Annotated in this window: 16 protein-coding genes; 8 read left to right on the forward strand and 8 right to left on the reverse strand. The window is 70.5% G+C overall.

Features of this window, described 5'->3' with window-relative positions:
* Position 1: 1 nt before the first annotated feature.
* From EV279_RS04295 to EV279_RS04315, 5 genes are read right to left on the reverse strand one after another with little or no spacing between them, the layout of a single operon-like run.
* Positions 2-934 (reverse strand): hypothetical protein, encoded by a 933-nt coding sequence (locus EV279_RS04295; RefSeq protein ID WP_133541668.1) that lies wholly within the window; start codon positions 932-934, stop codon positions 2-4.
* Positions 935-962: 28 nt separating this feature from the next.
* Positions 963-1,493 carry a ribonuclease H gene (locus EV279_RS04300; RefSeq protein WP_133541669.1) on the reverse strand — a complete coding sequence of 177 codons (531 nt, stop codon included), beginning with the start codon at positions 1,491-1,493 and terminating at the stop codon, positions 963-965.
* A 10-nt stretch (positions 1,494-1,503) separates the two neighbouring features.
* A complete protein-coding gene (locus tag EV279_RS04305; RefSeq protein ID WP_243728433.1) occupies positions 1,504-1,980 on the reverse strand; it encodes a helix-turn-helix domain-containing protein in 477 nt (158 codons plus the stop codon).
* Between the two features lie 5 nt (positions 1,981-1,985).
* The gene (locus tag EV279_RS04310) at positions 1,986-3,605 is read right to left on the reverse strand and encodes a polyketide antibiotic transporter (protein ID WP_133541670.1); all 1,620 of its coding nucleotides are present in this window, start codon (positions 3,603-3,605) and stop codon (positions 1,986-1,988) included.
* Positions 3,602-4,525 carry an ABC transporter ATP-binding protein gene (locus EV279_RS04315; RefSeq protein WP_133541671.1) on the reverse strand — a complete coding sequence of 308 codons (924 nt, stop codon included), beginning with the start codon at positions 4,523-4,525 and terminating at the stop codon, positions 3,602-3,604. Before EV279_RS04315 ends, EV279_RS04310 begins: the two co-directional genes overlap by 4 nt.
* 185 nt (positions 4,526-4,710) lie before the next feature.
* On the opposite strand from EV279_RS04315, the gene EV279_RS04320 reads away from it, so the two are divergent.
* The 5 genes from EV279_RS04320 to EV279_RS04340 all read left to right on the forward strand — a co-directional run bounded on the left by EV279_RS04320 (position 4,711) and on the right by EV279_RS04340 (position 9,566).
* Positions 4,711-5,367 carry a GntR family transcriptional regulator gene (locus tag EV279_RS04320; RefSeq protein WP_133541672.1) on the forward strand — a complete coding sequence of 219 codons (657 nt, stop codon included), beginning with the start codon at positions 4,711-4,713 and terminating at the stop codon, positions 5,365-5,367.
* Positions 5,364-6,890 (forward strand): MmgE/PrpD family protein, encoded by a 1,527-nt coding sequence (locus tag EV279_RS04325; protein ID WP_133541673.1) that lies wholly within the window; start codon positions 5,364-5,366, stop codon positions 6,888-6,890. Before EV279_RS04320 ends, EV279_RS04325 begins: the two co-directional genes overlap by 4 nt.
* Positions 6,891-7,011: 121 nt before the next feature.
* Positions 7,012-7,911: a methylisocitrate lyase gene (gene prpB, locus EV279_RS04330; protein ID WP_133541674.1), complete on the forward strand. Its 900-nt coding sequence runs from the start codon at positions 7,012-7,014 to the stop codon at positions 7,909-7,911.
* A 21-nt stretch (positions 7,912-7,932) separates the two neighbouring features.
* On the forward strand, positions 7,933-9,108 hold the full coding sequence (locus EV279_RS04335; RefSeq protein ID WP_133541675.1) for a bifunctional 2-methylcitrate synthase/citrate synthase: 1,176 nt from the start codon (positions 7,933-7,935) through the stop codon (positions 9,106-9,108).
* On the forward strand, positions 9,105-9,566 hold the full coding sequence (locus EV279_RS04340) for a hotdog fold thioesterase (RefSeq protein WP_133541676.1): 462 nt from the start codon (positions 9,105-9,107) through the stop codon (positions 9,564-9,566). The genes EV279_RS04335 and EV279_RS04340 overlap by 4 nt, the downstream gene beginning before the upstream one ends.
* Before the next feature lie 13 nt (positions 9,567-9,579).
* Here EV279_RS04340 and EV279_RS04345 read toward each other — a convergent pair whose 3' ends face one another.
* Positions 9,580-10,062 (reverse strand): type VI secretion system tube protein Hcp, encoded by a 483-nt coding sequence (locus EV279_RS04345; protein ID WP_166644438.1) that lies wholly within the window; start codon positions 10,060-10,062, stop codon positions 9,580-9,582.
* 128 nt (positions 10,063-10,190) lie between these two features.
* Here EV279_RS04345 and EV279_RS04350 point away from each other — a divergent pair, with 128 nt between their 5' ends.
* A complete protein-coding gene (locus EV279_RS04350; RefSeq protein WP_133541678.1) occupies positions 10,191-11,372 on the forward strand; it encodes a thiolase family protein in 1,182 nt (393 codons plus the stop codon).
* Positions 11,373-11,393: 21 nt separating this feature from the next.
* Here the strand turns inward: EV279_RS04350 and EV279_RS04355 are convergent, their stop codons facing one another.
* Both EV279_RS04355 and EV279_RS04360 read right to left on the reverse strand, forming a co-directional pair.
* The gene (locus EV279_RS04355) at positions 11,394-11,723 is read right to left on the reverse strand and encodes a TraR/DksA C4-type zinc finger protein (RefSeq protein ID WP_133541679.1); all 330 of its coding nucleotides are present in this window, start codon (positions 11,721-11,723) and stop codon (positions 11,394-11,396) included.
* Position 11,724: 1 nt separating this feature from the next.
* The gene (locus tag EV279_RS04360) at positions 11,725-12,189 is read right to left on the reverse strand and encodes a hypothetical protein (RefSeq protein WP_133541680.1); all 465 of its coding nucleotides are present in this window, start codon (positions 12,187-12,189) and stop codon (positions 11,725-11,727) included.
* A gap of 618 nt (positions 12,190-12,807) precedes the next feature.
* Between EV279_RS04360 and EV279_RS04365 the strand changes: the two genes are divergently transcribed.
* Both EV279_RS04365 and pulA read left to right on the forward strand, forming a co-directional pair.
* Entirely contained in the window at positions 12,808-14,238 is a 1,431-nt protein-coding gene (locus EV279_RS04365; protein WP_133541681.1) for an HNH endonuclease signature motif containing protein, read from the forward strand.
* A 246-nt stretch (positions 14,239-14,484) separates the two neighbouring features.
* A complete protein-coding gene (gene pulA, locus EV279_RS04370) occupies positions 14,485-20,589 on the forward strand; it encodes a pullulanase-type alpha-1,6-glucosidase (protein WP_133541682.1) in 6,105 nt (2,034 codons plus the stop codon).
* Positions 20,590-20,624: the final 35 nt, after the last annotated feature.

Consider the following 20,624-nt stretch of genomic DNA (forward strand, 5'->3'; position numbering starts at 1 on the left):
CTCACCGAGGTCCGTGCCACGGCGCGGCCGTCCGCCCGGGCGTGCCGGCGTGTGCCTCGGCGGGGTCGATACCGGGGGTCGCGACCACAGCGCCGTCGGCGCTCAGCGTGTATCCGATGTAGGCGGGCTCACCCCGCGAGAAGGCCGCGGAATCCGCGAGCGGGAAGACGACGGTGACGGGCGAGGCCCACGGCGTCGAGAGGCACACGACCCGCGCGGTCGGCGCGTCCTCGATGATCATGCAGAGACGGTCGTCGAGGGTGCGCCCCACGCCGACGAGCCGGCCGTACAGCGTGCCGTGGGGCCGGAAGTCGCTGCGGAGGATGCGGGCGGCCACCGCCTCCGCGCCCGGGAGGCCGAGCACCTCATCGCGCTTGCCCTCGATGTACTGCAGGTAGGCGCTCGTGCGCGAGGCGGCCTCGGTGGTGTTGACGGAGGTGCGCGGGATGCCGGACCCGGCGTCCGCGGGAGTCTTCGTCGCCGGGGGGCTGACCGCGAGCGCCGCCGCGACGGCGGTGGCAGCGGCGGTCGCAGCGGCGATGCCCGCGAGCGTCCACGCGACCCGCCGGCGCGCCGCGGGACGACGCCGCGCCGCGGGGCGTCGTGGAGCGGTGTCCCTGCCTCCGGATGCGGTGCCGCCGGGGTCCGTCGCGACGGCCCTCGACCGTGCGTCGCGGTCCGTCGCGACGGCCCTCGACCGCGCGTCGCGCCGAGCCTCGGCATCCGCCGCGCGCTCGCCGCTTCGTCCGTGCGCCGGCGTGGTCGCGTCCTCTCCGACACCTTCGGCGTGGAACCGCCGATGCGCGAAGGCCTGCTCGAGCTCCTGCAGTCTCGCCACGGCGGCGGGATCGGCATGGATGTCGGCATCCGGCCCATAGGCGCGGACCTGCAGCGCCTGCAGCTCGGCGCGGAGCGGATCGGGCTGCTCTGCCACCCTTCCAGGCTAGATCTGCTTCGAGGGGTCAGCGCCCGTTCTTCGGGGCGACCGACACGTCGAGCTTGGGGTGCGAACCGAGCGATGACCAGGCGGACTCGATGCCCTTGGCGGCGTGCTCCGACGCGCGCACCGCCCGCTCGTCGGCCCATGCGTTGAGCACGTGCCCGGAGTGTCCGCGGACGTGCTCCAGCACGACGTCGGGCAGGCCCGCGGCACGCCGCTCGTCGCGCGCCGCGATGAGCTGCTCGAGCAGGTCGCGGTTCTTCGTCGGGGATCCCGCCGACGTCTTCCAGCCGCGCCGCTTGTGCCCGTCCATCCACCGCTCGTAGGTGTCGATGGCGTATCTCGAGTCCGCCTGGACGACGAGATTGCGGACATCGCGGTGGTCCTCGATCGCCTTGAGCAGGCCGAGAAGCTCGCCGATGTTGTTCGTCCCCACCGGAAGCGAGCCGGCGGCCCAGTTGCCGTCCTCGCCCACCCACGCCCATCCCGCAGGTCCCGGATTCCCCTTGCAGGCGCCGTCGGTGGCCACGGTGTAGCTGTCGTCGGAGGTCACTCGCGCAAGGCTACCCGGCGCCGGGATCGGGTCGCTGCGCCCGCCACTCGTCGACGAGCTGAGGCATCCGGGTGGAGAGGAAGCGGAGGAAGTCGGCCACGTCGCGCGCGCGAGCGGCCGACAGCGGGGCGTCGCCGTTGTCCGCAGCGATCTGGTCCATGAACGCCGCCAGACGCGCGTACAGCGGCGCGTTGGCGGTCATCATGCCGTGCCAGGCGTCGTCGGCGATGTCGTAGCGGTCGCGGCGGTCGCCCGGGCGCGAGATGCGGTGGATGAACCGCATCGACGTGAGGTAGCGCACGGCGCCCGAGACGGCCGCTGCCGACACCCCGAGGCGCTGGCCGAGCTCCGCCGCCGTGTACCCCTCGTCCGGCGAGCCGACGAGGGCCATCATGACGCGCGCCGGCATGCGCGCCATCCCCGCCGCCGTGAGCATCGCCGCGGCCTGCTCGGCGGCTTCGACGCCCGGATGCTCTTCCCCCAACACGTCTCCTATCCGCCGGGCGCCAGTTCGCGACGGCGCATGAGGGCGAGGGATGCCGCGGCCCCGCCGAGCGCCGCCAGCCCCAGCCACACCGCACCTCGCGGGTCGACCTCGCCTCCTGAGACGAAGGGCGTGACGGCGAAGGGAGACAGGTTCGTCGTCCACTCGGGCGCGCCGAGCAGCGGACCGAAGAGGCCGAGGACCGTCGCGAGCACCACCAGCGTCCAGCCGAGACCGATCGTCAGGCGCGGCACGAGCACGAAGACGACCGCGGTCACGACGAGGAACACGGCACCCGCGAGGGCCTGTCCCGCGCCCGCGACGATCACATCGGTCAGCAGGTCGGTGTTCCCGTCCGCTCCCACGAGGCCCAGCCACGCGAAGACGACGGCCGTCGCGGCGATGACGATGACGGCGAGAAGTCCCACGAGGAGGAACCCGCCCAGCCAGCGCACGCGCGAGACCGGAGTCGCCAGGACCGCTTCCGCCGTGCCGTGGGTCTCCTCCTGGCGGGCGCGCACGACGGTCTGCACCGCGCAGCACGCCGCGAAGATGCCGACCATGATGAAGAAGGTCGTGATGACGGCCTCATCGAGGGACCCGCCTCCCGAGAGCTGCTTCAGAACGGCCGCGATCGCCTCGTTCTCCGATCCGAGCTGGTCGACGACCGAGCCGAGACTCGTCGCGAGCAGTCCCGTCAAGGCTGCGCCGATCGCCCAGCCGATGATCGCGGGATAGGTGAGGCGCCACACCAGCGCGGTGTTCGAGGAGAGGGCCGGGCGTGCGTCGCGACGACCCCGGCGTTCGGGCACGAAGGCGGCCCCGACATCGCGCACCGACTGCAGCGCGATCGCGACGGCGATGAGCACGACCGCGGTCCCCAGCAGCAGTGCGGTCGGCCACCACAGGTTCTCGTCGTAAGCCCTGGTGTTCTCCGCCCACCCGAAAGGTGAGAGCCACGTGAGCCACGTGCTCTCCATGCGTGTCAGGTCGTCGCTCGGCGTGCCGAGCGCGTTTCCGAGACCGCCGAGAAGGAACGTGGCGATGAGCACCGTGGTGGCCGCCGAGTTCGCGCCGCGGGAGGTGCGCATGAGCTGCGAGGCGACGAGGCCGACGCCGAGGAACACGATGCCTACCGCTGCGGCCGAGAGCCCCACGAGGACCGATCCGTCCGCCGGCAGACCGACGCTCAAAAAGACCAGCGCGATGAGAATCCCGAGCGCCGCGTTCGCGAGCACGCCGTGGACGACGGTCGCCAGCGTCGGAAGAGCGCGTCCCGCGGCCGTCGCCGACACCGCTTCGGCCCTGCCCGTCTCCTCGTCCGCGCGCGTGTGACGCACGGCGAGGAACGACGACATGAGCGCGGCCATGATGCACAGGAAGGGAACGATGAGGAAGGCGATGAACGCGCCGTCCCCGGCCCCCGACGGCAGGCCGCGGAACAGCAGGATGACGGGGTTGGCGAGCGCAGCGGCGAGGATCGAGCGGCGCTGCTGCTCGGTGCCATAGGTATCTTGGACCCCCGCGTACGACGCGTACGCGAGGAGGGCCGTGCTGCCGATCCACAGGACCAGCTGCACCCAGTCGCGGCGCAGCCGCTGCCGCAGGAGCGCGGCGAACCGGCTCATCGGGCCTCCGCCTCTTCGAGGACGGTGGGGTCGTCGCCGTAGTGGCGGAGGAAGAGCTCCTCGAGCGAGGGGGGCTCGATCCGCAGTCCTTCGACACCGAGCGCGCCGAGCGTCGGAAGGGCTGCCGCGACGGCGTCGCTGTCGAGCGTGAAGCGCACCCGCCCCTCGTCGATCACGACGTCGTGGGCGCCCGGCACCTGAGGCACTCCGCCGCCGTTCGCGGCGAACGAGACCTCCGTCCGGGTCAGGTGCCGGAGCTCCGCGAGCGTGCCGGACTCGACGATGCGTCCGGACCGGATGATCGAGACCCGGTCGCAGAGCTGCTCGACCTCGCTGAGGATGTGGCTGGAGAGCAGCACGGTGGCCCCGGCATCCCGCACGCGAGCCAGCTCACGGCGGAACACCACCTCCATGAGGGGGTCCAGTCCGCTCGTCGGCTCGTCGAGGACGTAGAGCTCGGCGGGCACCGAGAGGGCCGCGATCAGTGCCACCTTCTGCCGATTGCCCTTCGAGTAGGCGCGTCCCTTCTTGCGCGGGTCGAACTGGAACTCCTGCATCAGACGCGCCTTGCTCTCGCGATACGCGGCGTCGCGCCGGTCGGCGCCGCGCAGCCGAGCGAGCAGGTCGATCGCTTCGCCGCCCGAGAGATTCGGCCAGACGCTGACGTCCCCGGGGACGTAGCCGATCCTGCGGTGCAGGGCGACCGCGCCGTGCCAGGGATCCTCGCCGAAGACGGTCGCCTCACCCGTCGTAGGCCGCGCGAGCCCGAGCAGGACGCGGATCGTGGTCGACTTCCCCGCCCCATTCGGGCCGAGGAACCCGTGGATCTCGCCCGCCGACACCTCGAGGTCGAGTCCGTCGAGAGCGTTGTGGCGGCCGTAGCGCTTGATGAGGCCGCTCGTGCGGATGACTGGTGCCATACAGCGCACGGTATGCGCTTTTCACAACTTTGTGAATATTGCTAACGCTATCCTCACGGCGGCCGTTCGATATCCGCGGCGAATCGACAAGTCTGTATACGAAAGCAACCATAGAATCCGCCATCGGAGCGAAAGCGCCGTCTTTTGTATACACTGAGGTGTGCTTTCGAGGGAGAGGAGCGGCCATGCGCGCCAGTGACCGCGCCTACCGGACCCTCCTGGACGAGATCCAGTCCGGGCGGCTCGCCCCCGGCTCCGTCCTGGGCGAGGTCGAGCAGGCCGCCCGCCTCGGCGTGAGCCGCACTCCGCTGCGCGAGGCCCTCGGACGCCTCGCCGCGGACGGGCTCGTCGTCCAGCAGTCTCCGCGCGTCACGGTCGTCAGCGACGTCGATGCGGGCGACATCCGCGAGCTGTTCGAGGTGCGGCGCGCGCTCGAGGAGACGGCGGCCCGTCGCGCGGCGGAGCGGGGGGATGCCTCGACCTTCCGCGACCTCGCCGACCGGTTCGCCGCGGCATCCGTCGACGGAAGCGCCGCGACCGATGACTACTACGCGCTCATCGAGCGCTTCGACGAGGCGCTGGATGCCGCGGTCGGCAACGGCTATCTCCACGCGGCGCTGCGCACCGTGCGCACGCATCTGGTGCGCGTCCGGCGCCTCGCGCGCGACAACCCGCCCCGGCTCGCCGAGTCGGTCGCCGAGCACCGGCTGATCGCCTCGGCCATCGCAGAGCGCGACGGCGACCTCGCGGCGGCCGCGACGCACGTGCACCTGCACAACGCCCTCCGAAGCATCCTCGACTCGATCGGGGCGAACGACCATCACGAACAGGGAGCAGCATGACCCTCACGCACCACGTCCGCGTCTATCGGAGCGAAGAGCCGCTGCCGCGCGAGGAGCAGCTCGCGTGGAAGATCGCGGAAGTCGCCGCCGACCCCGTCGAGGTCGACTCCGAGGTCGTGGACATGATCATCAACCGGGTGATCGACAATGCCGCCGTCGCCGCGGCATCCCTCACCCGTGCGCCCGTCAGCGCAGCGCGCCAGCAGGCGCTCGACCACGCCGTCTCGATCGGCGGCGACGGCGCCACGGTGTTCGGCTGCGCGCTCGAGCGCCGCACCTCGCCGGAATGGGCGGCGTGGGCCAACGGCGTCGCGGTGCGCGAGCTCGACTATCACGACACCTTCCTCGCGGCCGACTACTCGCATCCGGGCGACAACATCCCGCCGATCCTCGCGGTCGCCCAGCACGTCGGAGCCGATGGCGCCGCGCTCGTCCGGGGAATCGCGACGGGGTACGAGGTCCAGATCGACCTCGTCCGCGCCATCTGCCTGCACAAGCACAAGATCGATCACGTGGCGCACCTCGGTCCCTCGGCCGCGGCCGGGATCGGCACGCTGCTCGACCTGCCCGTCGAGACGATCTATCAGGCGGTGGGCCAGGCGCTCCACACGACGACGGCGACGCGCCAGAGCCGCAAGGGCGAGATCTCGACGTGGAAGGCGCACGCCCCCGCCTTCGCGGGGAAGATGGCGGTCGAGGCCGTCGACCGAGCGATGCGCGGGGAGACGTCGCCGTCCCCCATCTACGAAGGGGAGGACGGCGTCATCGCCTGGATGCTCGACGGACCGGATGCCTCGTACTACGTCCCGCTCCCGGGTCCCGGCGAGGCGAAGCGCGGCATCCTGGACTCCTACACCAAGGAGCACTCGGCCGAGTACCAGGCGCAGGCGTGGATCGACCTCGCACGCAAGCTCCACCGCGAGCACCCCGACGCGTTCGCGCCCGACAACGTCGCCTCGATCGTGCTGCACACGAGCCACCACACCCACTACGTCATCGGCTCGGGGGCGAACGACCCGCAGAAGTACGACCCGACGGCGTCGCGCGAGACGCTCGACCACTCGATCCCCTACATCTTCGCCGTCGCCCTGCAGGACGGCGGCTGGCACCACGTCGACTCGTACACGCCGGAGCGCGCGGGCCGGCCCGACACGGTGGCGCTGTGGAACAAGATCACGACGGCCGAGGACGGGGAGTGGACGCGCCGGTACCACTCCGACGACCCGGGCGAGAAGGCGTTCGGCGGCCGCGTGGTCATCACCTTCGCCGACGGCGGGGAGATCGTGGAGGAGATCGCCGTCGCCGACGCGCACCCCCTCGGAGCCCGGCCGTTCGTCCGCGAGGACTACGTCCGCAAGTTCCGGCTCCTCGCCGAGCCCGTGCTGGCGCCCGCCGAGATCGAGCGGTTCCTCGATCTCGCCGAGCGCCTCCCCGAGCTCACCCCGGCCGAGGTGCAGCAGCTGACGATCGTCGCGAAGCTGGGCGTCCTCGCGATGGCCCCGGCGCCGAAGGGTCTCTTCTGATGTGCGGCGCGGCCCACCGGACCGCACGAACCTCGGAGAATCGCGTCGGCTTCGGAGCCATCGGCCCGATGCGTCCGGAATTCGTCACCTTCTCCGGACTTCGAGGCGGGGGGATGGACTGATGCTCTACTCCACCGTGCCCGCGGCCGAGAAGCGGCGGCTGTTCCGCGAGCGGCTCTCCTCGGGAGAGCTCCTGCGCTTCCCCGGCGCCTTCAACCCGCTCTCGGCTCGCCTCATCGAGCAGAAGGGGTTCGAGGGGGTCTACATCTCCGGCGCGGTCCTCTCGGCCGACCTCGGCCTGCCCGACATCGGGCTCACGACCCTTCCCGAGGTCGCCGGCCGCGGCCAGCAGATCGCGCGGATGACCGACCTTCCGGCGCTCATCGACGCCGACACCGGCTTCGGCGAGCCGATGAACGTCGCGCGCACGATCCAGACCCTCGAGGACGCCGGCGTCGCGGGCACGCACATCGAGGACCAGATCAATCCCAAGCGGTGCGGCCACCTCGACGGCAAGGCCGTCGTCGACGAGGACACCGCGATCAAGCGCATCCGCGCGGCCGCCGACGCGCGTCGCGACCCGAACTTCCTCCTCATGGCGCGCACCGACATCCGCGCGGTGGAGGGGATGGATGCCGCGATCGACCGCGCGAAGGCGCTGGTGGATGCCGGGGCCGATGCGATCTTCCCCGAGGCGATGCGCTCGCTCGAGGAGTTCGAGGCGGTGCGGCGGGCGATCGACGTGCCGATCCTCGCGAACATGACGGAGTTCGGGAAGTCCGACCTCTTCAGTGTGGATCAGCTGCGCGATGTCGGGGTCAACATCGTGATCTGGCCCGTCTCGCTCCTGCGGATCGCGATGGGCGCGGCATCCCGTGCCCTCGATACGCTCACGGACGAGGGGCATCTCACCTCCAAGCTCGGCGAGATGCAGCACCGCGCCGACCTGTACGACCTCATCGACTACGAGGCCTACAACCACTTCGACCAGGACGTCTTCAAGTTCCAGATCAGCCGCTGAGAGCGGGCGAAGGAGCCACACATGACCGAAGAGATCGACATCAAGAAGGGCCTCGCCGGGGTCACCGTCGACTACACGGCCGTCTCGAAGGTCAATCCCGAGACCAACTCCCTCCTGTACCGCGGGTATCCCGTGCAGGAGCTCGCCGCGACGCAGCCCGTGGAGGCCGTCGCCTACCTGCTCTGGTACGGCGAGCTGCCGACCGACGAGCAGCTCGCATCGTTCCGTGCGCGGGAGCGCGCCAACCGTGCGCTCGACGAGAACGTCAAGCAGACGATCGACCTGCTGCCCCTCGAGGCGCACCCGATGGATGTCGTGCGCAGCGCGGTCTCGGTGTACGGGGCATCCGATCCCGCCGCGTTCGACAGCTCCCAGCTCTCCGACCTCGAGAAGGCCGAGCGCCTCTTCGCCAAGCTCCCCGCGATCGTCGCCTACGACCAGCGCCGCCGCCGCGGACAGGCGCTCGTCGAGCCGCGCGACGACCTGGACTACTCCCGCAACTTCCTGTGGATGACCTTCGGCGAGGAGCCCGACCCCACCGTGGCCGCGGCGTTCAACGTGTCGATGATCCTGTACGCCGAGCACTCGTTCAACGCGTCGACCTTCACGGCGCGCGTCATCACGAGCACGATGGCCGACCTGTACTCGGCCGTCGTCGGTGCGATCGGAGCCCTGAAGGGCCCGCTGCACGGCGGCGCGAACGAGGCCGTCATGCACATCCTCGACGAGATCGGATCGGCCGAGAACGTCGGGCCCTGGCTCGACGAGGCGCTCGCCGAGAAGCGCAAGATCATGGGATTCGGCCACCGCGTCTACAAGAAGGGTGACTCCCGCGTCCCGACGATGAAGGCGGCCCTCGACACACTGGTCGAGCACTACGACGCCGCCGAGCTGGCGGCGCTGTACGACGAGCTCGAGAGCGAGTTCGTCGGGCGCAAGGGGATCTACCCGAACCTCGACTACCCCTCGGGCCCCGCGTACCACCTCATGGGGTTCGACACCCTCACCTTCACGCCGCTGTTCGTGGCCGCGCGCGTCGTGGGCTGGACGGCGCACACGATCGAGCAGGCGGCGTCCAACGCCCTCATCCGGCCGCTGTCGGCCTACAACGGCCCGGACGAGAGGCACATCGAGGGCTATGTCGCCGACGCCGCCCAGGTCGAGGCGGCCGAGCGCGCCGAAGAGGCGGCGGTGTGAGCATCTGGCACGCTCAGCCTTCCGCCGCCGAGCTCGACGCGATGGCGGGCCGCACGCTCATCGAGAACCTCGGCATCGAGATCCTCGAAGTCCGCGACGATGCGCTGGTGGCGCGCATGCCGGTCGACCATCGCACGGTGCAGCCGGCGGGAGTGCTGCACGGCGGTGCCTCCGTCGCCCTGGCCGAGACTCTCGCGTCGTGGGCGGGATTCCTGACGGTCGACCGCGAGAAGTTCCACGTCGTCGGCCAGGAGATCAACGCCAACCACATACGGCCGGTCTTCTCGGGGTGGGTCACCGCCACGGCGACGCCGGCCGCGCTCGGCCGGCGCAGTCAGGTGTGGGAGATCCGCATCGTCGACGAGGCCGGCAAGCTCGTCTGCATCTCGCGCTGCACCCTCGCCGTCATCGAGCAGAGGAGCACCTACGCGACGGCCGACGGGCGCAGGGCCGGTTAGCGCGGCGGGCCGCTCACCACGGCTGGTGTGCAGCGAAGTCCCATCCGCGGGTCACCGGCTCCTCGGCGCCGCCGTGCGCGTCGGCCTGCGTCACGGACAGGCGCGCTCGTTTCGCCACGAGCTCGAACAGGTCGGTGAAGCCCGGCTGCGCGCCCGAGATGTCGAGCCGCATCAGCCGGACGTCGGCGAAGTCCCACCGGATCACGACGGCGCTGCCGCCGTCCGACGGGCGCACCACATCCAGCCGCGCGGTGGCGACGTTCGTCCCCTTCGCGATCGCCTCGAAGATCAGGGGCGATGCGATCGACGTCGGTGCGGTGACCACGAGCGGATGCTGCGTCGCCCTGCCCGATCGTCCGGCCCCGCCACCCGGCCCCGCGCCGGGCGCGCCGGCCTGCTCCAGACCCCACGTCACGCCCGCGACCTCGATCCAGTCCCGGTGATCGCGCTCGACGGAGCTTCCCGGGATGCCGGGCAGCTGCAGGTAGATGTCCACGGCCACACTGTCCTCCGATCGACGCGCATGAGCCGGCTTCCGGTCCCGGCGCCAGCCTCCCACGCCCGCCCCCTCGCGCGCCAGGGTCCGACCCCCCCGCACCCGGCCATCGGGTCGATGATGGATGCATGACCCGCACCGCCGTCATCGTCGACGCCGTCCGCACCCCTTCCGGCAAGGGCAAGCCGGGGGGCGCGCTGTCGTCCCAGCATCCCGTCGACCTGGCGGCCTTCGTCATCTCGTCACTCCTCGACCGCAGCGGCCTCGACTCACGGCAGATCGACGACGTGCTCCTCGGCTGCGTGAGCCAGATCGGCGACCAGGCCATGAACATCGCGCGCCAGGCGGTGCTCGCTGCGGGCTTCGACGAGCGCGTGCCCGCGACCACGATCGACCGGCAGTGCGGCTCGAGCCAGCAGGCCGCGCACTTCGCGGCGCAGGGCGTTCTCGCGGGCGCCTACGACGTCGTCATCGCGGGCGGGGTCGAATCGATGAGCCGCGTGCCGCTCGGCTCGTCGCGTCAGGGTGGCTCCACGTCGGCGGGGATCCGTCGGCGGTACCCGGCCGGCCTGGTCAACCAGGGCGTCTCGGCCGAGCTCATCGCGCAGCGGTGGCACCTCGGCCGCGAAGAGCTCGACGCCTACTCGGCGCGGAGTCACCAGCGGGCGGCGGATGCCTGGGCCGAGCGCCGCTTCGACAGCCAGGTGCTCCCCGTCCCGATCTCGGAGGCCGCCCTCGTCACGGAAGACGAGACCGTCCGTCCCGGAACGACGGCCGAGACCCTCGCCGGGCTCGGCCCCGCCTTCCGCACCGACGACCTCGCCGCGCGCTTTCCGGAGCTCGACTGGCGCATCACCCCCGGCAATTCGTCGCCGCTGACGGACGCGGCATCCGCCGTCCTCATCATGAGCGAGGACAAGGCGGCGTCGCTCGGGCTGACGCCGCGCGCGCGCTTCCACTCCTTCGCGGTGGTGGGGGATGACCCGCTCCTGATGCTGACGGGGCCGATTCCGGCGACCGAGCGCATACTCGAGCGATCGGGGCTCACGATCGACGACCTCGACGCGTACGAGGTGAACGAGGCGTTCGCCTCGGTGCCGCTCGCGTGGCTCCGCGAGACCGGCGCCGATCCCGCCAAGCTCAACCCGTGGGGCGGTGCCATCGCGCTCGGCCACGCGGTCGGCGCGTCGGGCACGCGCCTGCTCGGCACCCTCGTCGCGCACCTCGAGGCGACCGGCGGCCGGTACGGGCTGCAGACGATGTGCGAAGGCGGCGGCATGGCGAACGCCACGATCATCGAACGCCTCTGACGCCGAGGCCGGTGGGCCGGGTCAGGCCGCCTCGACGTCGTTCTGGCACTCGATGCACGTCTCCGCGTGCGGGATCACCTCCAGACGACCTGCGACGATCGCCGCCCCGCAGCGGACGCAGCGACCGTAGGTGCCCTCGGCGATGCGATCCAGAGCCGCGTCGATCTGGTCCATGACGCGCCGCGTCGCGGCGGCGGTCAGGTATGCGACGGGGTCGATCGTGGGAATCGCGCGCGGCTCGAGTTCGCGGATGATGTCTTGGCGGCGGTCCAACTCGGCTTCCAGCAGTCGCCGGGCCTGCGCGAGCTCGCCGGCCGACATCGTGGTTCCAGCGGGTCTGTCGGTGCGCATGTCAGACTCCTGGCGCGGTCGCGCCGGAGATCGCGGTGACCAGGACGCGGTGCCGCACCGGCGCGCCGAGTCCGCTCGCCCGAGCGTGCAGCAGCTGCCAGTCCCTGGGACCCCGCTGCGATTGCTCCACCGCCCGATGCTCGCTCAGCCGGGCCGTCAGTTCGCGCAGCTCTGCGATCGCCGAGTGCTGCTCGATCTCGCGGCGGTTGACCTGCGACACGATCCGGCCGAGCGTGCTGCGCGCTCGTGCCGCAACGCCTGTCGAGCGCCGGGGGAGCGCCTCGAGCGCCCGCTGTGCGTCGAGTCGAGCGTTCAGCGCGACCGGCGACCACGTGACGGGCGCAGGCTCGCCGCGCCACTCGACACGCGGGGCGCCCCCATCGTCGAGCCACCTCGCGATCTGCTTCTCGGGGACGGGCGCGAGATCTCCTCGTCGTCGCGGGGTTCGGAACAGATCGGTGCGCATGGCAACCTCCTCGGGGTGAAAAGCAGAAGCGCGCCGCAGATGCGACGCGCTGGGTAGCCGGACGGGTCCGTGAGGTCACGGATTCACGGCGGCGAAGCGCGGGTCACGAGTCGGTAGAGCTCATCAGCCCCCGACCCGCGCTCGAGCGGCTGCGGCCCTTCGTGGCGCGTGCCGGCACGTCCCGCCAGCCGCGCGGCGGCGTCAGCAGGACGCTCCGCGGCGAGGCCAAGGCTGAGGTGGGACATGCCCTCACCATAGCCCCGGAAAGAAAAAAGGCAAGTCACGGGCACTTTTCCGAACGTCGGGCCCCCGCAGCAGGAACGTCCGCTCCCACAGCGAGGGCGAGGAAGAGACGGATGCCTCGGGGCACCTCCTCGTTGAAGAAGTCGATGTTGCCGCACACGTCGAAGACTTTCGGCCAGCGGTCCCGGACGAAGTCGAAGTTCCCCACGAATGGCTCCCTCGTGGCAGTTCCGGCCCCGCTCCGGTCTTGCTGGCGAAGACCCCCGTCTCCTCCCCGAGCGCCTGCGGGATCGGCGGTGCACAGGACTGAGTTTCCGCGGCTGATCTGCATGTTCTTCGAGCGGGAATGTCGGTGGCCATCGGCAGAATGGGGTCATGACAAGCCTCGCCGCCGCTCTCTGCGACGTGGAACGCGCGCTCGGCGAAGCTCTCGATTCCGCCTTCGGCGCATCTGACCTGCGTCGTATGAACCCGGACGAGATCATGGCAGTCCTGGCCGCCGCTGCCGGCGTCGTGCGTTGCGCCGAGGCCGTTCTCGTCGCCACCGTCGCCGAGGTGCAGGAGCGCGACGACACCGCGCCGTACGACGACCGGCCGACCCGGCGGCACGGGTGCCGCTCGATGAAGGAGCTCGTGCAGCGCGCGACGCGTGTCTCCGGTCGCCGGGTGGGCGAGCTGCTGTGCGCGTCCCGCGCGGTCCGGCAGCCGGTGTCGCCGGCGACGGGAGAGGTACTGGGGGCGGCCTATCCCGCGATGCGATCGGCTTTGGCAGACGGCGAGATCGGGGTCGACGCCGTCGTGACCGTGGCGGAGGCCCTGAACTCCGCCCGCTGCGCGGCCGACGCGCGTCTCGCGGCGGACGCCGAGCTCGCGGCATCCGCCGTCGGCTCCGGCGAGGATCGCGCGCCCGCGCCGTGCGCCGACGACCTCCGACTCCAGGCACGAGTCTGGGCGATGTATCTCGATCAGGACGGCACCGAGCCGCGCGAATCGCGCGCACTCCGCAAGCGTGGCTTCACGATAGGCGTCTGCCGCGACGGTGTCGTGCCCGCGCGCGGCGATCTGCTGCCCGAGGTCGCCGCGCAGCTGCAGCGACTGCTCGACAGCGTGAACAACCCCAAGGGCGATGGGCCAGACGTCCCGGCCGGGCCGTACTTCGTCGAAGACGACGACTCGCTCGCGGCGGCCGTCGATTCCCGCACGCGCGCCATGAAGCAGCACGACGCGCTCGCCGCGATCCTCGCCATGGCCGCGCGGTCAGGTCAGCTGCCGACGATCGGCGGCGCGGCGCCGACCCTCGTCGTCCCGGTCGACGGTCGTGACCTCGCTGAGGGTCGGGGACACGCGCACATCGACGGGTGCGACGAGCCGGTCTCCCTCGCGGTCGCTCGGCAGGTCGCGTGCACGGGAGCCGTGCAGCGGGTCACGACCGACGCTCGCGGCCGCATCCTTTCCATCGACATCAGCGACCGCGTCTTCGCGGCCCACCAGCGCAAGGCGATCACGCTGCGCGATGGCGGATGCATCATCCCCGGATGCCACGTGCCGGCGGCGTGGTGCGAGATCCACCATGTCCTCGAACACTCGGTCGGGGGTCCGACCCATACCGATAACGGCGTCCTGCTGTGCTGGTACCACCACCGCACCATCGACTCGAGCGGGTGGAAGGTGCGGATGAGGGGCGGCGTCCCCGAGGTGCGCGGTCCGACTTGGTGGGATGCCACGGGGCGATGGCGCCCCGTCACGAAGTCGCCGACGCGCCTCAGCCGCGCTCTGCGCGCGAGGGCGCCGTCCTCCGGTCGTTGAGCGGAGCGGCGCAGCCGCGCAGGCGAAACGCGCCGTCGACGCGATGTCGGAGGTCTGGTGCGTCCTGGTCGACTGGCCATCGACATGGACGCGCACTGCAAGCGTTTTCGGCCGGATCGTGCTGCAGCCGAAGATGAGTCGGTTCTCATGATGTAAGCGCTTGCAATCCTGGGAGAACGCTTATAACCTCAACAGGACCGCCTGTGGGCACGTCGCCGTGCCCCCGCATCCTGGGAGCTCCATCTCGTGTCGAAGACGACCACTGCACGCGGCCGCCGCGTGCTCGCATCCCTCGCCGCTGCCGCGCTCGTCCTGACCGGCGGCGTCACCTTCCTCGCCGCTCCCGCGGCGGCGGCCGAACGCAGCGTCGCCCTCGTCGGCTCGCTGCAGAATGAGCTGGGGTGTGCCGACGACTGGCTGCCGGACTGCGCTGCCACCGAGCTCGCGCAGACGGAGGCGGACCCCAACCTCTACTCCGCCGAGTTCGACGTGCCCGCCGGCACGTACAACTACAAGGTCGCCCTCGACGACAAGTGGGACGAGAACTACGGCGCGGATGGAGTCAAGGGCGGCGGCGACATCCCCCTCACCGTCGGCGGCCCGTCCACGCTGCGGTTCACCTACGACGACACCTCCCACCTCATCGGCATCGAGGTCGTGTCGATCCGGCAGGGCTACTCCGCCGACGACGACGCCCTCGTCGCGGCGCCCGTGCGCCAGCCGGGCGACGGCGAGCAGTTCTACTTCGTCATGACCGACCGCTTCGCCAACGGAGACCCGTCGAACGACCAGGGCGGCCTGAGCGGCGACCGTCTGTCCACAGGGTTCGACCCGACGAGCACGGGCTTCTACAACGGCGGCGACATCGCCGGGCTCCGCGCGAACCTCGACTACATCGAGGGTCTCGGCACCTCCGCCATCTGGCTGACGCCGAGCTTCAAGAACAAGCCCGTGCAGGGCACCGGCGACAACGTCTCGGCCGGATACCACGGCTACTGGATCACCGACTTCACCCAGATCGACCCGCACCTCGGCACCAACGAGGAGCTCGAGGCCTTCATCGACGACGCCAACGCGCGCGGGATCAAGGTCTACTTCGACATCATCACCAACCACACCGCCGACGTCATCGACTACGCCGAGGGACAGTACAGCTACATCCCGAAGGGTACCGAGCCCTACCGCGACGAGAACGGCAACGTGTTCGACCCCGACGACTACGCCGGCACCGACACCTTCCCCGCGCTCGACCCCGCGACCTCCTTCCCGTACACGCCGGTCATCGCCGACGCCGAGAAGGACGTCAAGGTCCCGGCGTGGCTGAACGACCCGACGCTCTACCACAACCGCGGCGACTCGACGTGGTCGGGGGAGTCCGTCACCTACGGCGACTTCATCGGACTCGACGACCTGATGACGGAGCACCCGACCGTCGTCGACGGCTTCATCGACGTCTACCAGAGCTGGATCGACCTCGGCATCGACGGCTTCCGCATCGACACCGCCAAGCACGTCAACTTCGAGTTCTGGGAGAAGTGGTCCAGCGAAGTGCTCGACTACGCATACGACCAGGGCAAGACGGAGTTCTTCATGTTCGGCGAGGTCTTCGACGCCGACCCATCGAAGCTCGCCCCCTACGTGCGCGACTCGGACATGAACTCGGTGCTCGATTTCGCCTTCCAGTCGCGCGCGCAGGCCTTCGTGCGCGGCGGTGCCGCCAAGGACCTCGGCGCTCTGTACGCGGAGGACGACCGCTACACGACCCCCACGTCGTCTGCGACGGCTCTTCCGACCTTCGTCGGCAACCACGACATGGGCCGCATCGGCTTCCTGCTCGACGGGCGGGACCAGAAGCTCGAGCGCAGCCTCCTCGCGCACGACCTGATGTTCCTCGGGCGCGGCCAGCCCGTCGTCTACTACGGCGACGAGCAGGGCTTCGCCGGCAACGGCGGCGATCGCGCCGCCCGCCAGACCCTCTTCGCCTCGCAGGTGCCCGAGTACGTCGACCAGACGCTCATCACGGGCGAGACCGCGGGCTCGCAGGACCGCTATGCGACGGATGCGCCCGTCTACGAGCACATCGCCGGGCTGGCGCAGCTGCGCGCAGACCACCCGACGCTGGTCGACGGCGCCCAGATCGAGCGGTACGCCGCCGCGGGGGCGGGCGTCTACGCCTTCTCGCGCGTCGACCGGGACGACAAGGTGGAGTACCTCGTCGCGGTCAACAACGCCACGACGGCGCAGACTGTGTCGCTCACGACGCTCACCGCGGGAGCGACGCTCACGCCGGTGTACGGCGGCGGCGACGCCGTGACGACGGATGCCGCGGCTGCAGCATCCGTCACCGTCCCGGCTCTGTCCGCCCGCGTGTACAAGGCCGACCGGCCCGTCTCGGCCCCCGCCGCGGCCGCCCCGATCGAGGTCCAGGCCCCGGCCGAAGGGGCCGGCCTGTCCGGCTCGGTGGCCGTCACCGCCGACGCCGACGAGTCGTGGCGCGAGACGAGCTTCGCGTGGCGCGTCGCCGGATCCGACGAGTGGAACGCCCTCGGCACGGCCGAGGACACCACGCCGGGCGTCTTCCACGACATCCGGGGACTCGAGCCCGGCACGCTGGTGGAGTACCGCGCGGTGTCGACGGATGCCGCGGGCAACCGCTCCGCCGACTCGACGTACGCCTCGGTGGGCAACAAGGTCGACCTCACGGTGCCGCCGGAGGAGCCGGAGGAGCCCGAGCAGCCGGTGGAGCCGGAGCCGCAGGACGGGCCGACCGAGCCCTACGAGGCTGTGAGCGTTCCCGGCAGCTTCAACTCCGAGGTCGGGTGCCCCGGCGACTGGCAGCCGGGGTGCGACGGCATCCAGATGACGAAGCAGGCCGGTGATGTCTGGTCGCTCAAGATCGCGAACCTCCCGGCGAGCGAGACGCCCTACGAGTACAAGATCGCGGTCAACAGGAGCTGGGACGAGAACTACGGCCCCGAGGGGGTTCCGGGCAGTCCGAACAACATCACCTTCGAGTGGAAGACGGGCGGCGAGATCGAGTTCTTCTTCAACGAGCGCACGAAGTACGCCTACACGACCGCGAACGGTCCGGTCATCACGCTGCCCGGCAGTCTGCAGAGCGAGCTCGGCTGCACCGGTGGCGCGAACAACGGAGACTGGCTGCCCGACTGCCTCGCGACCATGATGTTCGACAAGAACTTCGACGGCGTCTACCAGTTCACGACCGATGACCTGCCCACGGGATCGTACGAGGTCAAGGTCGCGCACAACCGCAGCTGGGATGAGAACTACGGCGTGGGCGGAGCACGCAACGGCGGGAACATCGCGTTCTCGGCCACGGCCGGCAAGGTCACGACGTTCCGCTACGACATCGAGACCCACATCCTGACGGTGACCTCCGAGGATCCGCCGCTCGCAGGCACCGGGCAGCTCGCCGCGCACTGGATCGACGCCGACACGATCGCGGTGCCGAACGAGGGCTTCGGTACGACCGCCGATTCGACGTGGGAGCTCTACTCGTCCCAGACGGCTGCGCTCGTGCTCACACCCGAGCGGGAGGTGACCGGCGGGGACGGAGAGCCGATCGAGCTCACGCGCGTCGACGGCGGCCTCACCGCCGAGCAGAAGGCCCGCTTCCCGGCGCTCTCGTCCTACCTCGCACTCCGCGTCGAGGGTCAGGATCGCGAGGACGTGGCCGAGCTCCTGCGGGGTCAGCTGATGGTCGCCCAGCGCAACGCCGCCGGCGGTCTCACGGCCTTCACGGGGGTGCAGATCCCGGGCGTCCTCGACGACCTCTACGCCGACGCCGTCGCCGATCTCGACCTCGGCGTGACGTTCGCGAAGAACAACAAGCCGACGTTCCGCCTGTGGGCGCCGACGGCGCAGAGCGCCGCACTCCTCACGTGGGCGCCGGATGCCACCGACCCCGTCCGCCACGAGGCGACGTGGGACGCGGCATCCGGAACCTGGACCGTCGTCGGCGGCAACGCCGGGCTCAAGGGAGACGAGTACCTCTGGGAGGTCGTGGTGTACGCCCCGACCGAGACGTCGATCGTCACCAACCAGGTGACCGACCCCTACTCGGTCGCTCTCACCGAGAACTCGGAGCGGTCGGTCGCTATCGACCTCTCCGACAAGAAGTGGAAGCCGAAGCAGTGGGAGAAGACGGCCGCGCCGGTCGTCGACCGCCCCGTCGACCGCGCGATCTACGAGCTGCACATCCGCGACTTCTCGGCGACCGACGAGTCGGTGCCCGAGGACCTCCGCGGGACGTACCTCGCATTCACCCAGAAGAGCGCGGGAACGACTCAGCTGAAGCAGCTCGCGGACGCGGGCATCAACACGGTCCACCTCCTGCCGTCGTTCGACATCGCGTCGATCGAGGAGGACCCGGCCGCTCAGCTCGAGCCGGCGTGCGACCTCGCGTCGCTGCCCGCCGACTCGGAGCAGCAGCAGGTGTGCGTCGACGCGGTCGCGGATCAGGATGCCTTCAACTGGGGCTACGACCCGTACCACTACTCGGTTCCGGAGGGGTCGTACGCGACGAACCCCGAGGGCGGCGCACGCGTCGGCGAGTTCCGCTCGATGGTCGGCGCGCTCCACGGACTGGGCCTCCAGGTCGTCCTCGACGAGGTCTACAACCACACGGCGCAGTCCGGCCAGGACGAGAAGTCGGTGCTCGACAAGGTCGTTCCCGGCTACTACCACCGCCTCAACGCGACGGGCGGAGTCGAGACCTCGACGTGCTGCCAGAACATCGCGACGGAGCACGAGGTGGCCGAGAAGCTCATGGTCGACTCGGTCGTCACGTGGGCGCGGGACTACAAGGTCGACGGATTCCGGTTCGACCTGATGGGCCACCACTCGAAGGACAACATGCTCGCCATCCGCGACGCCCTCGATGAGCTGACGCTCAAGAAGGACGGCGTCGACGGCGAGGCGATCTATCTGTACGGCGAGGGCTGGAACTTCGGCGAAGTGCAGAACGACCGGCTCTTCGAGCAGGCACGTCAGGGGAACCTGGGCGGGACCGGCATCGGCACCTTCAACGATCGGCTCCGCGACGGCGTGCACGGCGGAAGCCCGGTCGTCGACTCGACCTTCGAGCAGGGCTTCGGCACCGGGCTCGAGACCGACCCCAACGGCAAGCCGGTCCGTCCCGACGCGAGGAACCTCGACCAGCAGACCGACCTCGTGAAGATCGGACTCGCCGGCAACCTGCGCGACTTCGAGTTCACCGCCGCGGACGGGACGGTGAAGTCGGGGGAGGAGATCGACTACGGCGGGGCGGGCGCGGGCTACGCCGACCAGCCCGACGAAGTCATCAACTACGTCGACGCCCACGACAACCACACGCTGTACGACCTCGGTGTGCTGAAGCTCCCGACCGACACGTCGATGGCCGACCGCATCCGGATGAACACCCTGTCGCTCGCCACGGTGACGTTGTCGCAGTCGCCCTCGTTCTGGCACGCCGGAACCGAACTCCTGCGCTCGAAGTCGCTCGACGACAACAGCTACAACTCGGGCGACTGGTTCAACCGGATCGACTGGACGGGCCAGGAGTCGACGTTCGGCTCGGGTCTTCCCCGCGCGGCGGACAACGCCGACAAGTGGGACGTCTACCGCCCGCTGCTGGCCGACCCGGCGCTCAAGCCCGGCGCGTCCGACATCGCCGCGGCCGAGGCATCCGCTCTCGACCTGCTGCGCGTGCGCAACGAGGTGGGACTGCTGCGCCTCGGCAAGGCGGAGCTCATCGAGCAGAAGGTGAGCTTCCCGAGCAGCGGGACGGATGCCACGCCCGGCGTCATCGTGATGCTCATCGACGACCTGCTGGGCAAGGACGTCGACCCGGCTCTCAAGGGAGCGCTCGTCGTCTTCAACGCCTCGCCCGACGCGACGACGCAGACGATCCCGGCTCTGGCCGGACGTGGCTTCGCGCTGACGCCCGCTCTCGCGAAGGGGACGGACGCCGTGGTGAAGACGACGACGTGGAACGCCACTACCGGCGCGGTCACGGTCCCCGCCCGGTCGGTCGCCGTGCTCGTCGAGAAGCAGCCGCTGAAGACGTCGATCGTCGCGGCGCCCAGCAAGCTGGTCGCCTCGGCGGGCACGCCGGTCAAGGTGGTCGGCAAGGTCGTCTCCGACGGAGCCCCCGAGGGAACCGTCACGGTGACCGACGGCGGCAAGGTCATCGCGACCGCCCCGCTCGCCGCGGCGGCGAAGGGCAAGTTCGACATCGCGCTGCCGAGCCTCGGCCGAGGCATCCACCTGCTGCGGGTGTCGTTCACGGGTGCCGCCGGATGGGCCGACTCGCGCTTCGCGGTTCCCCTCCCCGTGCTCATCCACTGAGCTCTTGGAACAGGGAAGGCCCCGGACGACGTTCG

The organism is Microbacterium sp. BK668, assembly GCF_004362195.1.
In the GTDB taxonomy this organism is placed as follows: Bacteria; Actinomycetota; Actinomycetes; order Actinomycetales; family Microbacteriaceae; genus Microbacterium.

What these genes read in the sequence shown, in the direction of transcription:
- EV279_RS04315 (WP_133541671.1), bottom strand. Translation starts at nt 4,525, where the DNA reads ATGGCACCAGTCATCCGCACGAGCGGCCTCATCAAGCGCTACGGCCGC.
- EV279_RS04325 (WP_133541673.1), top strand. Translation starts at nt 5,364, where the DNA reads ATGACCCTCACGCACCACGTCCGCGTCTATCGGAGCGAAGAGCCGCTG.
- EV279_RS04355 (WP_133541679.1), bottom strand. Translation starts at nt 11,723, where the DNA reads ATGCGCACCGACAGACCCGCTGGAACCACGATGTCGGCCGGCGAGCTC.
- EV279_RS04320 (WP_133541672.1), top strand. Translation starts at nt 4,711, where the DNA reads ATGCGCGCCAGTGACCGCGCCTACCGGACCCTCCTGGACGAGATCCAG.
- EV279_RS04360 (WP_133541680.1), bottom strand. Translation starts at nt 12,189, where the DNA reads ATGCGCACCGATCTGTTCCGAACCCCGCGACGACGAGGAGATCTCGCG.
- EV279_RS04350 (WP_133541678.1), top strand. Translation starts at nt 10,191, where the DNA reads ATGACCCGCACCGCCGTCATCGTCGACGCCGTCCGCACCCCTTCCGGC.
- EV279_RS04335 (WP_133541675.1), top strand. Translation starts at nt 7,933, where the DNA reads ATGACCGAAGAGATCGACATCAAGAAGGGCCTCGCCGGGGTCACCGTC.
- EV279_RS04310 (WP_133541670.1), bottom strand. Translation starts at nt 3,605, where the DNA reads ATGAGCCGGTTCGCCGCGCTCCTGCGGCAGCGGCTGCGCCGCGACTGG.
- prpB (WP_133541674.1), top strand. Translation starts at nt 7,012, where the DNA reads ATGCTCTACTCCACCGTGCCCGCGGCCGAGAAGCGGCGGCTGTTCCGC.
- EV279_RS04365 (WP_133541681.1), top strand. Translation starts at nt 12,808, where the DNA reads ATGACAAGCCTCGCCGCCGCTCTCTGCGACGTGGAACGCGCGCTCGGC.